This window comes from Streptomyces calidiresistens (assembly GCF_014141525.1).
GTDB classification, from domain to species: Bacteria; Actinomycetota; Actinomycetes; order Streptomycetales; family Streptomycetaceae; genus Streptomyces; species Streptomyces calidiresistens.
Genome location: NZ_VKHS01000047.1, coordinates 1 through 14,410, shown reverse-complemented (window position 1 = coordinate 14,410; position 14,410 = coordinate 1). Strand labels below are relative to the sequence as shown.

General features: G+C 69.8%; 18 protein-coding genes. 5 read left to right on the top strand and 13 right to left on the bottom strand.

Annotated features, from left to right (window positions below; genetic code table 11):
- The first annotated feature begins 40 nt into the window (after nucleotides 1-40).
- Nucleotides 41-1,108, top strand: coding sequence for a biotin synthase BioB (gene bioB / locus FOE67_RS04195; RefSeq protein ID WP_182660523.1), 1,068 nt, complete (start codon nucleotides 41-43; stop codon nucleotides 1,106-1,108).
- A 135-nt stretch (nucleotides 1,109-1,243) separates the two neighbouring features.
- On the opposite strand, the gene FOE67_RS04190 is transcribed toward bioB, so the two are convergent.
- Entirely contained in the window at nucleotides 1,244-2,200 is a 957-nt protein-coding gene (locus FOE67_RS04190; RefSeq protein WP_323384193.1) for an AraC family transcriptional regulator, read from the bottom strand.
- Nucleotides 2,201-2,275: 75 nt separating this feature from the next.
- Between FOE67_RS04190 and FOE67_RS04185 the strand changes: the two genes are divergently transcribed.
- Genes FOE67_RS04185 through FOE67_RS04175 form a run of 3 tightly spaced genes read left to right on the top strand, consistent with a single transcriptional unit; the run spans nucleotide 2,276 to nucleotide 3,767 of the window.
- Nucleotides 2,276-2,953, top strand: coding sequence for an NADPH-dependent F420 reductase (locus tag FOE67_RS04185; protein WP_182660519.1), 678 nt, complete (start codon nucleotides 2,276-2,278; stop codon nucleotides 2,951-2,953).
- A complete protein-coding gene (locus FOE67_RS28840; RefSeq protein WP_182660517.1) occupies nucleotides 2,950-3,351 on the top strand; it encodes a zinc-binding alcohol dehydrogenase family protein in 402 nt (133 codons plus the stop codon). The genes FOE67_RS04185 and FOE67_RS28840 overlap by 4 nt, the downstream gene beginning before the upstream one ends.
- Nucleotides 3,294-3,767 (top strand): tyrosine-type recombinase/integrase, encoded by a 474-nt coding sequence (locus FOE67_RS04175; protein WP_228473528.1) that lies wholly within the window; start codon nucleotides 3,294-3,296, stop codon nucleotides 3,765-3,767. Before FOE67_RS28840 ends, FOE67_RS04175 begins: the two co-directional genes overlap by 58 nt.
- 136 nt (nucleotides 3,768-3,903) lie before the next feature.
- Here FOE67_RS04175 and FOE67_RS04170 read toward each other — a convergent pair whose 3' ends face one another.
- The 9 genes from FOE67_RS04170 to FOE67_RS04130 all read right to left on the bottom strand — a co-directional run bounded on the left by FOE67_RS04170 (nucleotide 3,904) and on the right by FOE67_RS04130 (nucleotide 11,108).
- Complete coding sequence (locus FOE67_RS04170) at nucleotides 3,904-4,260, bottom strand: hypothetical protein (RefSeq protein WP_182660512.1); 357 nt, start codon at nucleotides 4,258-4,260, stop codon at nucleotides 3,904-3,906.
- 100 nt (nucleotides 4,261-4,360) lie between these two features.
- The gene (locus tag FOE67_RS04165; protein ID WP_182660510.1) at nucleotides 4,361-4,969 is read right to left on the bottom strand and encodes a hypothetical protein; all 609 of its coding nucleotides are present in this window, start codon (nucleotides 4,967-4,969) and stop codon (nucleotides 4,361-4,363) included.
- A gap of 226 nt (nucleotides 4,970-5,195) precedes the next feature.
- Nucleotides 5,196-5,795, bottom strand: a complete 600-nt coding sequence (locus FOE67_RS04160; protein ID WP_182660508.1) for a hypothetical protein — start codon at nucleotides 5,793-5,795, stop codon at nucleotides 5,196-5,198.
- Nucleotides 5,792-7,192, bottom strand: a complete 1,401-nt coding sequence (locus FOE67_RS04155; protein ID WP_182660506.1) for a hypothetical protein — start codon at nucleotides 7,190-7,192, stop codon at nucleotides 5,792-5,794. Before FOE67_RS04155 ends, FOE67_RS04160 begins: the two co-directional genes overlap by 4 nt.
- Before the next feature lie 47 nt (nucleotides 7,193-7,239).
- Nucleotides 7,240-8,703: a WXG100 family type VII secretion target gene (locus FOE67_RS04150; RefSeq protein WP_182660504.1), complete on the bottom strand. Its 1,464-nt coding sequence runs from the start codon at nucleotides 8,701-8,703 to the stop codon at nucleotides 7,240-7,242.
- On the bottom strand, nucleotides 8,703-9,002 hold the full coding sequence (locus FOE67_RS04145) for a hypothetical protein (RefSeq protein ID WP_182660502.1): 300 nt from the start codon (nucleotides 9,000-9,002) through the stop codon (nucleotides 8,703-8,705). Before FOE67_RS04145 ends, FOE67_RS04150 begins: the two co-directional genes overlap by 1 nt.
- Nucleotides 9,003-9,066: 64 nt before the next feature.
- Nucleotides 9,067-9,747 (bottom strand): hypothetical protein, encoded by a 681-nt coding sequence (locus tag FOE67_RS04140; RefSeq protein ID WP_182660500.1) that lies wholly within the window; start codon nucleotides 9,745-9,747, stop codon nucleotides 9,067-9,069.
- Between the two features lie 280 nt (nucleotides 9,748-10,027).
- A complete protein-coding gene (locus FOE67_RS04135; protein ID WP_182660499.1) occupies nucleotides 10,028-10,651 on the bottom strand; it encodes a hypothetical protein in 624 nt (207 codons plus the stop codon).
- The gene (locus tag FOE67_RS04130) at nucleotides 10,644-11,108 is read right to left on the bottom strand and encodes a hypothetical protein (RefSeq protein ID WP_182660497.1); all 465 of its coding nucleotides are present in this window, start codon (nucleotides 11,106-11,108) and stop codon (nucleotides 10,644-10,646) included. Before FOE67_RS04130 ends, FOE67_RS04135 begins: the two co-directional genes overlap by 8 nt.
- Nucleotides 11,109-11,247: 139 nt before the next feature.
- On the opposite strand from FOE67_RS04130, the gene FOE67_RS04125 reads away from it, so the two are divergent.
- Nucleotides 11,248-11,652: a hypothetical protein gene (locus FOE67_RS04125; RefSeq protein ID WP_182660495.1), complete on the top strand. Its 405-nt coding sequence runs from the start codon at nucleotides 11,248-11,250 to the stop codon at nucleotides 11,650-11,652.
- A 409-nt stretch (nucleotides 11,653-12,061) separates the two neighbouring features.
- Here the strand turns inward: FOE67_RS04125 and FOE67_RS04120 are convergent, their stop codons facing one another.
- The 3 genes from FOE67_RS04120 to FOE67_RS04110 all read right to left on the bottom strand — a co-directional run.
- Nucleotides 12,062-13,399 (bottom strand): putative T7SS-secreted protein, encoded by a 1,338-nt coding sequence (locus FOE67_RS04120; protein WP_182660494.1) that lies wholly within the window; start codon nucleotides 13,397-13,399, stop codon nucleotides 12,062-12,064.
- Between the two features lies 1 nt (nucleotide 13,400).
- Nucleotides 13,401-13,697 carry a hypothetical protein gene (locus FOE67_RS04115; RefSeq protein ID WP_182660492.1) on the bottom strand — a complete coding sequence of 99 codons (297 nt, stop codon included), beginning with the start codon at nucleotides 13,695-13,697 and terminating at the stop codon, nucleotides 13,401-13,403.
- A partial coding sequence (locus FOE67_RS04110; RefSeq protein ID WP_182660490.1) for a hypothetical protein occupies nucleotides 13,694-14,410 on the bottom strand: 717 nt, incomplete at its 5' end. The genes FOE67_RS04110 and FOE67_RS04115, both read right to left, overlap by 4 nt.

Below are 14,410 nucleotides of genomic sequence, written 5' to 3'. Positions count from 1 at the left end.
CACCGACACCGGCGCCCCCGCGCCCACCGACCCGCACGCCCTGCTGGAAACCCTGGTCGCGAAGGGCCGCCGGGGCGAGTCGGCGACCCGCGAGGAGGCGTTGGCCGTCCTCGCGATCGACGACGCGGACACCCTGGACGTCGTCGCGGCGGCCGGTCGGGTGCGCCGCCAGTGGTTCGGCCGCCGGGTCAAGCTCAACTACCTGGTGAACCTCAAGTCCGGTCTCTGCCCCGAGGACTGCGGCTACTGCTCCCAGCGGCTCGGCTCGAAGGCGGAGATCCTCAAGTACACCTGGCTCAAGCCGGAGGAGGCCGCCCGTGCGGCGGGTGCGGGGGTCGCGGGCGGCGCCAAGCGGGTCTGCCTGGTGGCCAGCGGGCGCGGCCCCACCGACCGCGACATCGACCGGGTCTCCGGCACCGTGGAGGCCATCAAGGAGGAGCACCCGCAGGTCGAGGTCTGCGCCTGCCTCGGACTGCTCTCCCCCGGCCAGGCCGAGCGACTGCGCGACGCCGGCGCCGACGCCTACAACCACAACCTCAACACCTCCGAGGAGATGTACGGGGAGATCTGCACCACCCACGGCTACGAGGACCGCAAGGAGACCGTCGGCATGGCCCGGGGCGCCGGGTTGTCCGCCTGCTCCGGCCTGATCGCCGGCATGGGCGAGAGCGACGCGGACCTCGTGGACGTCGCCCTGGAACTGCGCGCCCTGGACCCGGACTCCGTGCCGGTGAACTTCCTCATCCCCTTCGAGGGCACGCCGCTGGCCGAACGGTGGGAGCTGACACCGCTGCGGGCGCTGCGCATCCTGGCCATGGTGCGGTTCGTCTGCCCGGACGCGGAGGTGCGGCTGGCCGGTGGACGCGAGGTGCACCTGCGCGGCCTCCAGCCGCTGGCCCTGCACGTGGCCAACTCCATCTTCCTGGGCGACTACCTCACCAGCGAGGGCCAGGCGGGGAAGGCGGACCTGGAGATGATCGCGGACGCCGGGTTCGAGGTGGAGGGCGCCGGAACCGAGACGCTGCCGGAGCACCGGACCGAACCGCGCACGGACCTGGTGGCGGTGCGTCGACGGGGCGCCGGCACCGACGTGGCGCCCAACGCCTGACCCGCCCCGCGCCCGTGCCCGGCCCCGGTCCTCCGGCGGGGGTCGGGCGCGGACGTCGGCGGGGGCCGGTAGAGCCCGGCGACGCCCGCGCCCGCGGGCAGGGCCCCGGCTGCCCGTCTTTTGTCGGAGTGCCTATCACCACCCCGGCGGGGGGCATTGCGCGTTATCGGCGGAGCCGTTCCCGCTCACTGATGCGGCGTAGCGTCGCGGAGGCGTACCCATGATGCGTTTGAACGCGGTGCTGAAGGCGTGTTCGGACTCGTATCCCAGGGAGCCGGCGATCCGGGCGATGGTGTCGTCGCTGTGCTGGAGGCGCTCGGCGGCGAGCATCATGCGCCACCGGGCCAGGTAGGCGATCGGGGTCTGGCCGGCGCGGGCCCGGAAGCGCTCGGCGAAGGTGGTGCGGGACATGCCGGCGGTCGTGGCGAGTTCCCGGACGGTCCAGGGATGGGCGGGGTCGGCGTGCATCGCGGCGAGCGCGGCATGCACCTGTGGGTCGGCGAGTGCGGCGAACCAGCCGACGCCGTCACGGGCCGGCGCGGCCAGGTGGAGGCGCAGCGCCTGGACCAGCATCATGTGCGCGAGTTGCTGGACTATCAGGGCCGAGCCGGGGCGGGACTCGCGGAACTCCTCCATCATCAGCTCGATCGACCAGCGCAACCGGGCGCGGTCGTCGGAGGTCTTGACCACCATGAGCGGGGGCAGGTTGTGCAGCAGTGGTTCGACGTGCGGGCTGCCGGCTTCGAAGCGGCTGCCCACCAGATAGACGTCACCGCCCCCGTTGTAGGTGACGACCTGCCCGCTGCGGTCGGGGTCGAGCACCACGGAGGAGCGCACCGGTTCGACGTGCGCTGCGCTGCCGATGACGGCGGTCCGGCCGGTGGGTAGCACGAAACAGGCGCCTTGCGGGATGGGCACCGGCGCTTCGCCGTCGATCGTCAGCCAGCAGGCGCCCTTGACGACCGCGTAGCACTTGATCCGGCCGGTCAGGTCGTCGAGTTCCAGCGCCCAGTCACCGCCGGCGTCGAATCCGGCGGTGATGTAGCTGCGGGGCTTCAGCAGCGCCAGTACCTCGCTCAGGGGATCCACCACACCTCCGGACGATCGCGAACAAACGACGGATTTTCCAGCATAGAAGGTACGGCCGGGGCGGCTTAGGTTCGGCTCATGACAACGATTGGTTTCATCGGCAGCGGACGGATCGGCGGTGCGCTCGCGCAGCTGGCCGTCGCTGCCGGGCACGACATCGTGCTGAGCAACAGCCGCGGACCGGAGAGCCTGCGGGAGACGGCGGCTCGGCTGGGTTCCCGGGCCCGCGCGGCGACCACCACCGAGGCTGCGGCCGCCGGTGACCTGGTCGTCGTGACCATCCCGGTCCGCGCCTACCGGCAGGTGCCGGTCGAAGCGCTGCACGGCCGGGTCGTCATCGACACCCTCAACTACGACCCGGCACGCCAGGGCGCCGTCCCCGAGATCGAGGCCGGCGATACCCCGCCGCATCTGCTGTTGCAGGCACACCTCCGGGGCGCATACGTGGTCAAGGCGTTCAGCACCGTGTTCTTCCGACACCTGCCGCAACTCGCCCGCCCGGTCGGCGCGCCCGACCGCAGCGCCGTGCCCATCGCGGGCGACTCCGCGGCGGCCAAGGCGGCGGTCGCCACCCTGATCGACTCCCTCGGCTTCGACGCCTACGACGTGGGACCGCTCGCCGAGAGCCGCCGGTTCGCGCCGGGCACGCCCGCGCAACTGGCCCATCTCGATCCGGACGGCATGTTCGCCGCCCCCGGCCGCCCCGCCTCCGCCGCCGATCTGGCCGCGCTCCTGGAGAAGGCGGACCGGTCGTGAAAGCAGCGGTCGTCATCGCATACGGCACAGCCCCTCGATACCTGGAGTTCTCCGACCCGAAGCCGGCCGGCGAGCACGAGATCGTCGTCGAGGTGCTGGCTGCCGGCCTGCATCCTCGGGTCCGCATGCAGGCCGGCGGGTCGCACTACACCAGTGCCGGCTCCGGCCTGCCGCTCGTGCCGGGCATCGACGGCGTCGGCCGTGACGCCGACGGCCGGCTCCGGTACTTCATGTCCCTGAACGGCACTTACGGGTCGATGGCCGAGCGCGCGGTCATCGCGAGACCACCGGGGATCAGGTGCCGGTCGCCGCGCTCACCCCGGAGCTTTACGAGCAGACGATGGCCCGTGGGGATCAGGGTGCCGCGAACACCTGGAACAAGCACCTGTCGGCGCTGACCTCGTGCAGCGCCGACTGCCGCCGCCAGGACTGGCCGGCCACCGACCCCGGCCGACGTCTGGAACGCCGCAAGGTCCGCCGCAAGGTCACCCGGACCCGGGACAAGGCCATCCCCCGCGCCCGGCTCGATCGACTGTTCACCGCCGACCGCAACCCGCTGCGCGAGCGGGTGCTGTGGCGGATGCTCTACGAGACCTGCGCCCGCGCCGAGGAGATCCTCAGCCCGACCCCCCATCAGCTGCGCCACTCCGGGCTGACCCGCCTGGCCGCCAAGGGACGCAGTGCCGCCGAACTCCAGGCCGGGTCCCGCCACCGGCACCTGGCCACCCTCGGCATCCACGTCCGGCTCGGCGAGGAAACCTCCACCCGCATCACCGCCGAGAACGACGAGCACCACTGGCGGCACCGCCGCTGACCTCGCATCCCACGTACCGGGATCACGGAAAACGGCGACCGACGTCCAGCCGGCCGCCTTGAGGCAGCCGCCCCGGGTACGGGCCTGGATCAACTGCTTACCGTTGTTTTCGGTCCGGAAACCACGGGCGACCCGATCAGCCGGCGGGGGTGCGCCCGGCGTGCGCCTCGATGGCGGCGTGCAGCGCCTTCACCTGCCGGCGGATGCCGAACATCGCCCACATCGCCGAGGGCCGTCCCACGTGCCGGCCCCAACCGGGCGAGAGGTTCCAGCGGGTGCCGTTCATCGTCAGCGCGAGGTTCTGGCCGAAGGTCACCGCCATCGGCCTGGCCGTCACCTCGGCGGCGGGCGCCCGGTCCACCGGCTCGCCGGCATCCCCGTACAGCTCCACCACACCGTTCGCGACGACCACCCGACCGTGCTGGGCCACCGGCTTGAGCCCCCGGCCGATCTGCGTCTCGTCGAACTCCACCGTCTCCGGGCCCGTCGTCATGTGGTTCCTCTCCGGCCTCTTCGGCTCCGTCGGCCGGGCATCACCACGCGGGGTCCCGGCCCTCTCGTCCTCCCGGCGGCCGGTGACCGGGAGCGGTCCGTCAGGCCAGGGCTCCGGCGGGACGGAGAGCCAGCGTCGCGACCATGCCCGCGGCGATCTCCAGCATCTCCGGCCCGGCCGCCTCGCCCGGCCAGGTGACGGTGAACTCGAGCACGCCCTCGGGGTAGTGCTCCGGCAGCACGAACCAACTGATGCTCTCGCGCAGCGCGGGCCGTCCGTCCGCGCCCTCGCCGTCGAACACCACCTCGTAGGTCCGGCACCCGGGCCCCAGCGGCAGCGCGACCTCCGTCACCTCCGGCGGGAGGTAATGATAGGGCTGTTGCGCACCCACCACCTCGGCGATCGCCGCCGTGGACCGCCCGGCCTCCGGCGGCAGTTGCGGCACCACCCGGGCGGTCGCCGGCACCAGCGGACGGGCCACCCGCGGCACCATCGGCACCAGGGCCGCGACGGGCCCCGCGCCCAACTGCGCCGCCTGCTCGCACAGCACCCGCAGCTCGGGCAGGACCGAGGCCGCGTAGGCGTGGTCCAACTCCCCGCCCCGGTCGGCGATTCGGCGGGCGGCGTCCTCCGGCCCGTCCACCGCGCGCGCGTCGAGGAACACCCACTGCTCGTCCGGCAACTCGAAACCGGCCGTCCACTCGGTCATGTCGTCATCCCTTCGGCTTCCCCCGCCCCTCGCCTGCCCCGATCCGGGACTTCGGCACACATGTCGTCCCGATGTATGTGCGAAGGGGCGATCCGGGGCGTCGAACGCGACGCCGACCCGCCGGTTCGTCGGCGAAACCGGTCACGAACGGGGTTCGTCGCCGGCCCCGTGCCCCGTGCCCCGGGGAGCGGAGCCGTACGGGGCGCTCCCCCGGGCCGTTCCGCGCTCAGGGCACCTCGCGCAGACCGAGACTCGCGGCCATCCGCTCGGCCATCTCCTCCACCACCGGCCCCGAGGCGAGATCGGACCAGAAGACCGTGAACTCCAGCACGTCGTCCGGAAACTGTTCCGGGAGCACGAACCAACAGATCTGCTCGCGCAGCGTCGGCCGACCATCCGGGCCTTCCCCCTCGGAAACCACCTCCTGCAGGCGGCAGGCCGGCCCCAGCGGCAACTCCACCTCGGTGAGCTCGGGAGGTTTCGTGTGGTAGGGGTGGGTCACGCCCACCACCTCCTTGACCGCCTCCATGGAGCGTCCCGCCTCCGGGGGCAGTTGGGGTGCCACGTAAGCGATGACCGGAATCAACGGGCGGCGTTCCAAAGGAATTGTGGGCACCATCACCGCCATCGGCCCAGCCGAAAGCCTCACCCCCTGGTCGCAGATTTCGCGAAATTCGGGCAGCAAGAGGCGGGCGTAGGCCTTGTTCTCCTTACCGCCCCTTTCGGCCACGACTCGGGCGGCGGCCTTCGCGGCCCCGCGTTCGTGCGCGTCAAGAACCATCCACTGCTCATCCGGGAGGTCGAACCCGGCGGCCCACTTGCTCATCCCACTCCTTTCCCGGCGGCTCGCCTTCGGGGTCGCACAACCGGCGACTCCGGGGCCTCCGCCCGAATCATCCGACCCCACCACAGGTGACGCAGCATCCCTCGCACCCCGATGACCCCGACGACCGTCAACGCGGTGGCGGTCACCACCATCACCTGGAGAGCGGTGGCGTGCCCGAAAGCCCACATCAGGACGATCGGCAACGGCGCCCCCGAGAGCACCAGGGCGTGCGGCCTGCCGATCGCCGAGATACCGATCCCGCCCGCCTGTTCGGGGTCCGGCCCGGTGTAATCGGTCGAGCGGCGGCGACGGGCGTCCGGGTCACGGGGCCCGTTCGGTCCACCACGGGGCATGGGGCGTTCGGTTTTCGCGATGCGTATCCCGAGCACGTCGCAGAACTCCCGCAGTCCGCTCAGGGAGGGATCACCGGCGAACCACGTGGACCACGGCAGGAACAGCAGCACCGTCTCCCGGTCGTCGACGAAGGCCACCCCCCGGTGTCTCCCCTCGCCCTTGACGAGGAGGGCCCTCCGCACACCGAGGACCGGGTCCCCCGGCCCCCGCACCCGCCGTCGTACGAGCCCGGCCGTCTGCTGCCACAGTTCCTCCCCGTCCCACACCACCCGGGCGCGGCGGAGGAATGCCCGGCTGACCGGCGTGCCGGGAACGGGACGGAGCACGGCCCCGCCCCCGGCCCGGCGAGCGCGTCGGGAAACCGTCAAAGGTCTCCACCCCACGACGGCGGACCACATCGCACCTCCGACCACCAAGCCCGTGACCAGCAGGAAGGCGCCGATGCAGATCCACAACGCCGCTTCCCGCTCCGGTCCGAAAACACCCCGCCGGGGCCTGGTGATCGCCATGAGGATCAGGACTGCCGGAAGCGAGAGCACCGGAATCGCGCACGAAACCGACCTGAGTCGGTTCGACACCGGTGCCCTCGGGCCGGGCCGCACGACCGCGCTCCGGGGAGGGACGACCGGCTGCTCCTCGACCCGCCGCCACGGAACGCGGTGGTGGTCCAGGAAATCGCGCAGCCCGGTGAGGTCCGGACATTCGGCACTCCGGGGGTGGGCGAACCCGATCCCCCGGGTGCCGGCCAGGTCCACCGGGACGGGACCCTCACCGTTCGGCGCCCAGTCGGTCGGGAGCAGGCACGCCAGAACCCGTTCCGAGGCATCGCACAGATGGACGCATCCGGAGGTGACGTCCCGGGCCCGGGCGGCGGTGGCGCACGGCCGGGAGGAGATCGTGGCGGACGCCACCCCGTCGGACCCCAGTGGCCAGGAACGCCCGCGCCAACGGGTGTCGACACGCAGGCGCCCGTTCACCACCTCCACCCGGGCGCGGCGCAGGTCGCGCCACCGCACCACCGGTCGTTCACCCGCACGGAGCACGGCCCGTCCCTCACCCGGCCCCGTCACACCCGTCGGGGGGTCACCGCTCACGGCACACACACGTCCGACTTCTCCGCCTCCCCCGGGGCGGGGGTGAAGTCCCCGGTGGGGACGACATCGCCGATCACCGGGTTGTCGGTGATGGAGAGCGGGCCCATCTGACTCGCCGCCACGGAGAACGAGTCGAGCTGGGTGGCCGCCGTGACCCCCAGGCCGCCCGCCCCGGTGACCTGGGCCCCGAGCTGGGCGTTGCTCATGTTCGTGAAGGCCGATCCCGCGTCGGCTCCCGCCGCTCTCGCCCCGGCGAGCACCGAGGCGTCGGCAGCCGCGTCCGGGTTCGCGAAGACCTGGTGCAGCCGAGCCCGCGTCCCCTGGGTAGGGGCCCCGGAGAACACGTTCGCGTAGCTCTGGCGGCTGAAGATCGTGGAAACCCCCTGCCGGAACTCGGTTCCCAGCCCCCCGAACGCCTCACGCGCCCACCCGGACGGCCCCGAGGGCGGGGATGCGGTGTTACCCGCCGCGTGACGGAGGCGGTTCATGGGGGCGCCCATGATGCTCTCCGCCCTGGCGACCCGTGCCGTTCGGTTGCCGAACTGCAACTGGGCCCGGAGGCTGCGGAAGGCGGTCCACTTGGAGGAGGCCCCGGCCGCCTTGATGCCCGCCCCCACGGCCCGGCCGATGCCGAAGGTCAACAGACCCACCACGTCGAGGGCAACCCCCGCCCAGTTGCCCTTGAGGATGTTCCCCACCAGGGAGAAGAGGGTGGCGACCAGGGCGATCACACCGAGCACCGCCGCCAATGCCTGGCCGATGACGGGGATCCACCCGACCAGCAGGGCGGCGATCCCCGCGATCGCGGCCACCCACCCCGCGATCTCCCCCAGCACGATCAACGCGTTCTTCAGCGAGGTCAGGGCGTTCTTGAAGCCGTCGGTCCAATGGTCCTTGACCTGGTCGCCGCCGATGAAGTCGCCGATGGCCTCGGCGGCCTTCTCCGCCGCCCGGTTGACCTCCGAGACCACCTCCCCCAGGCGGGCGCGCGCGGCGGCGAGTTCCTCCCGCGCCTCGTCGAGCCGCTCCTCGTAGTGGTCGAGGCGGTCGTGGTCCTCGGCGTCCTCGTCCTCGGCCGCCTCGACCTTCGGCTCGTAGTAGCCGATCGTGCCCTGCGCGGTCCGGGCCGCCCGCCGCAGCTCCAGGCTCTCCTCCTGCGCCTCCTCCAGCTCCGGCCAGTACTCGGCCAGGGCGTTGGCGGCGGCGTTGTACCGGCCCCAGACGCGCCGGATGTTGGCGGCCAGGTCGGTGGCCTCCTCGCGCACCGCGTCGCCGGCCTTGCCCTTCCAGCTCTCGCCGTCCTCACCGAGTTCGTCGAGCAGGTCACCGCACTCGCCGATCATGGTGGCGGTGCGCCGGTACCGGGCCGCCGCCTCCTTGATCGCCTCCCAGTCCCCGGGGACCGGGTCCCGGCCGTCATCGGTCAGGGGTTCCCAGTCGCGCGGACGCACGCTCCCCATCAGATCTCCCCCGTCAAAGCCTTGTACAGCTCGGTGTCCAGGCCGCCGAACGCCTCCTCCGCCGAATCGACGATGTCGGCGAAGGAGCCGACGGCGTCGATGACCTGACGGCGCTTCTTCGACCAGTTCTCGGCGAACTGCTCCAGCTCGTGCGCCAGGCCGTCGTGACCGGCCTCCTCCGCGTAGTCGGAGGCGATGGACTCCGAGTTCTCGAACTCGGTGGCGACGAACCGCAACTTTCTCCCGAGCTCCCGGACCCTCTCGAACTTCACCAACAGGTCGGGATCCCCGTCCCCCATGTCTCCTCCGGATGTCCTTGTGACGGAAGGCGATTCCCGGTGCTCCCCAACGGGGACGGGGGAGTCAGGTGCCCCGGTTCCAGCGGAGCGAGCGGGCGATGGCGTCGAACATCTCCACCAGGGCATCCGCCAGCTCCGCCAACGGGGTGTTGAAGCTGAGCACCAGGTGGACACCGGTGTCGGGAACCTGCACGTAGTACTCCAGGAGGGTGCCCGGACGGGCGGGGTCGGCACCGACCTCCTGGATCCGCCCCGAGGTGTCCTCGCGCCGACAGCGCACGGCCGTCCCCGCCGGAAGGCCCACGATCGAGACATCCGCGCCGGCGTACTTCTCCCGGAGCCCGGCGGCCAGGAGGTCGTGCGGCATCGGCAGGGGCCGGGGCCGGTCGTCGACCTCCAGGGAGACGAGCAGGGAGGCCGGGACCGGTACGTCCAACACGGTCTGGGTGGAGAGGTACAGCTCCACGCCGTCCTGTTCGGCTCCCCGCCGCGCGAGGTCCCCGATGAACTCCGTCAACTCCCGGCGACGCATCACGTCCCCGTCCCGGTCGGGACAGGTGCGGTCGACCAGGGCACGCACCGAGCGGTCGCGCCGCCCCTCGTCGGTCAGCGGGATGCGGAACCAGTCCGTGGGCGTGACGAGACGGTATCCCCCGGGTGCCGGTACGACCGTGGCGTCGTGTTCCACGGAGTCGGTTTCCCCGGAGGCGGCTTCCCCGGGCTCCACGGTCCGGTTCGGCTCCATGCATGCTCTCCCGTGCGGACGACACCGATCGGCGGGCCCCTCGATCGGAAACGGGAGCCCCCTGGACCCCGCACACACTATCCATGCCCCTGTTTCCCGGGGAGGGGGACGACTCCCCTCCGGTGAACCACCCGGGGTCGGGACTCGCTTCGGGCCGTCGGTGTCCGCCGTGGGGAAACGGCCGGAACTCCGGGCTTCGGCGGCCGCCTCGTCCGGCCGAGGGCAGCCGCACGACGCCCCGCGTCCGCTCCCCGATCGGGCGCCTCGCCGCCGGGGGATCTCAGCGGAGGGCGGCGCCGGAGTCCCGCCGCGCCATCCACAGGGTGTGGGCCATGGCGTCGGCCTCCTCGGCGAAGGCGTCCCCGAGGCCGGGGATGGTCCAGGTGACGCTGAACTGGAGGATGCCCTCGGGCCAGGCCTCGGCGAGAACGTAGAAGGTGACGTGCTCGGCGACCGTGTACCGGCCGTCGTCCGTCTCGGCCGCGAGGGTCAGTTCCCGAACCCGGCAGGCGGGGCCCGCGGGGAGCTCCACCTCACGGATGTCGACCTCACCGAGGCGGGACGGCCCGGGTTCGCGGCACACCTCCGCCACGGCCTCCACCGTGCGGCCCGCGTCGGGGCTCTCCTGCCGCACGACGTAGGCGACCAGAGGGATCAACGGGTCGGCCTGTCTCGGCGTCTCCGGCACCCACACCGCGAAGGGCGCGGCGCCCTGTCGGCGCCCGGCGGCGTGGAGGGACTCCAGTTCGGGGAGCAGCGCCTCGGCGTACGACGCGGCGTGTTCACCACCCCGCTCGGCCACCTCCCGCGCCGCCCGGGCGGGAGCCCCGTCATCCCGGACGTTCAGCAGCACCCACGTGTCGTCGGGCAGGTCGAAGCCACCCTCCCACTCGGACTCACCCATGATCGCCCTCCGGCTCCCGTTCGCGCTGTTTCCGCTCCCACCGGTACTCCACCTCCGACACCGGCGGCATACGCAGGGGCCGCTGCAACCACGCATACCGATAAATACCGCGCAGCGCCAGGACGGCTACAGCAACGCTCATTCCCGCCAAGCCAATCCACGCCTGCCCGTTCTCGTTGGGGGCAAAAATCAACATGGGAATCAACCACAGCGTGGGACCCAAAAGGAAAATCCAATAGAAGGAGAAGACGTTGTTCGCCTCGGAATACTTTCTCCACCCCCACGGCGAAGAATTATCCTCTGCTTCGGAGAAAGAGTGATAGGGCTTCACCTCGATGTTTTTTGTGGAGATTCCGACATCATCACAGAATTTTCGCATTCCGATCAGCGCCGGATCGCCCGAGAACCAGGACCTCCACGGCAAGAAAGCGTGAATCACATCGTTGCGATCGGCCAACGCAACCGCCCAGGGCTTCCCCCGGTGCTTGAGAATACTAAAATTCCTCACCCCGGTTGTTCTACTGGAGGGACCGGGGAACCTTCTTTCCACATTGACAGAATTTCGCAGGACAACTTCACCTCGCTCATCCAGAAAGATGACCGACCTCTTCACAAAAGCCCGAGAGACAGCAAAATGCGACCTTGGCGAAAGGGAAAACCGCTTCCTGCTGAAGGTGGAGTTGAGTACCCACATGACGAAAGCCCGGAAGATGGGGAAGACGAATGAAAATGCAATCGCGGAAAAAATTAGCACAGAGAAGCCGTCAGGACTCCCACTTCCCTCACCCAATCCGATCGGCGCAATGAAGAAAAGAAGTCCAAAGGCAATCGCCACAGGCGGAAGAAATACAGTCGGAAGCACCGCACCAAGCGTGGCCGAATATGCCGCCCCGGGCCTCAGCCTGCCGACCCACCCAGCACCGGGAGGTGGGGGTTCGTCCGCGCTTGATACGGGAAGTCCAGCACTCCTGAAAAATTCCAGAAAAACCGACCTCTCCTGAAAGATTTTCCCTCCGGAAGAGTGGTGACGGAGAAAAACTACCTCTTTCGCTCGATCACCGAAAGCAGCTTCTCCTGACTCCCAATCCGATGGAATCAGGCAGCACACGCTCTTTCCGTCAGAATCGCACAGATGCACGCAGCCGAAATGTCGCGCCTCATCCTCCACCCCCTTCAGATGATCTTCATGTTGCCCCGATGTTGATTCTCGAGGGACATGAACCACGGATCGCACACCCTCGGAAGAGATATTCCAAGCATACTCGCGAAAACGAGTGGTTACCGCCAGGCGGCTCTCTCCATCGAAGGAAATTTTTGCCTTCCTCCTGTCCCGCCACCTACTTCTCGGAGCCTCTCTCGCGGTCAACCAAGAGAAACCACTGTTCTCGTCACCCGGGGAACTCCCAGACATTACCAATCCCTAACAAATTCCCTGATGGTATTACCGGCAATGAGCCCACCCACACCGGTTTCGATACCCAACTGTCCCATATTTGCCACATAGACCTCCGGAACGCTCCCGCCACCATTGAAGCCGACACGCCTGAAAACAGCCAGGTCGTGCACTGCGTCCATGTTTCCTCGCCCGAACTGAAAGGCGGTGACAACAAGATCTCCAGGGCGACGAGAGGACCCGGCGAAGGAGGAACGAAAAGCGGGCCAATTCTTTTGGGGATTCCTCCACACGTCAGTCACCTCGTTTCGAATTCCCCGTACAACTTCTTTGGAGAAGCCGGAAGCGCTGACATCAAAATCAGAAGCTTTTCTCTTCAGGCTGCTGTGCGTGTCGCCCAGAACTTCTTTTGCCTTTGCTTTTCTGGCGGGCCTCGCGCCATGAACTCGGTTCAGGCGGATCTTGCTGAATGCCTTTACTTTTGATCCGGCGGCCGTCGCTTTCACCAGGTTTCCGGCCGCCCTTCCAATACCTACCGTAAGAATCCCCAAAAGATCCAGGGCCGCCCCTCTCCAGTTCCCGTTGACAAGGTTCCCGACCAGTGAGATTGCCGTACCGATAAGAGCGATCAATCCCAGAACCTGCCCCAGGATGGGAACCCATCCGAGCACCAGTGCGAGTAGGCCGGCCACGGCACCCACCATCCCCGCCCAGGCGCCCACCTTGCCCAGAATGTCCTGGATGGCCTCCCACTTGCCGTCCCAGAAGCGGTTGCGGACGTCGTCCCGACCGATGAAGTCGCGGATGGCCTCGGCGGCCTCGTTCGCGGCAGCGTCCCGCTCCCTGATGAGGTCGGCGAGCCGGCCTCGCAGCGAGGCGATCCGTGCCCGTGCCTCGTCCGCCGTCGCAGCGAACTCGTCGTGCCGGTCGTGGAAATCCGCCTCGGGATCCTCCGCCGCCTCCGCCTTCGCGTCGTACTCGGCCGCCTGCTCCTGCGCCTCGACGGCGGCCTTCCGCAACTCCAGGCTCTCCTCCTGGGCGTCCCGGAGCACGGGCCAGTAGTCGTCGAGTGCCTCGGCCGCCACCTCGTAGCGGCCGTGTGCCTTGTGCACCCGGTCGCCCAATCCGGTGGTGTGCTCACGGAAGGCCGTGCCGGACTCCCCCTTCCAGCTCTCGGAGTCCTCCTCCACCGTGGTCAGGAGGTCCCGGCACCGTTTGATCATCCGGGCGGTGGCGCGCAGGGACTCCATGGTGGCCTTGACCTCCTCCCAGTCGCCGGGGACCGGGTCGCGGCCGTCCTCCGTGAGGGGGGTCCAGTCGCGCGGGCGTGCCTGTGTCGCGATCGCCGTGGTCACCTCAGCACTCCCCCGCGACCGCGTCCCGGAGGGCCGTGTCCAGGCCCCCGAAGCACTCCTCCGCCGCCTCCGCCAACTGCGCGGCCATCCGGATCTCCTCCACCATGTCCTCTCGGCGGTTGGACCAGTTGCTCGCGAACTCCTCCAGCGCTTCCGCGAGTCCGCCGTGGCCGACGTGTTCGGCCCGGTCGGCGGCGAGGTCCTCCGCGTCCTCGAAGTCGTCGGCCACGATGCCGAGCATCCGGGAGAGGTTGCGCAGGTCGTGCAGGGAGAGTTTCAGGTCGTGGTCGTCGCTCATCGGCCGCTCGCCTTCCCGTCCTCTTCCCCGTCGTCCTCGCGCCGCCAGAGCAGGGACGCGGCGATGGCGTCGCACATCTCCATCAGGGGATCGGCCAACTCGATCAGCGGTGTGCTGAAGGTCAGCAGCAGGTGGGCCCCGGTACCGGGGACCGGCAGGTGGTGGGTGAGGACGACGGTGGGCCGGTCGGCGGGGTAGCCGAGCTCCTCGGCGTCCTTCGGCTTCTCCTCCCGTCGCACCCGGACGGACTCACCCGCAGGCAGGGGGACGACCGAGACCTCGGCCCCCGGGTGGCGCCTACGCAGGCCCTGTGCCAGCAATTCGGCGGGAATCGCGAGCGATTCGCCGGGTGCCGGGCTCTCCACCGTGACCAGCAGACTGACCGGCAGGGGAACGCCGAGCAGCGCCCCGGTGGAGAGGTGGAGTTCCAGCCCGCCCCCGGCGGCGGCCTCGGTCGTCAGGTGGTCCAGGAGGTCGCGGAGTTCGCGGCGGGGGCCGGCCGCCTCGTCACGGTTGGGGTGGGTGCGATCGACCAGGGCCCGCACCGAGCGCTCCCGCCGTTCCTCCGACTCCAGCGGGATGCGGTACTCACCCGCAGGCAGGGGGACGACCGAGACCTCGGCCCCCGGGTGGCGCCTACGCAGGCCCTGTGCCAGCAATTCGGCGGGAATCGCGAGCGATTCGCCGGGTGCCGGGCTCTCCACCGTGACCAG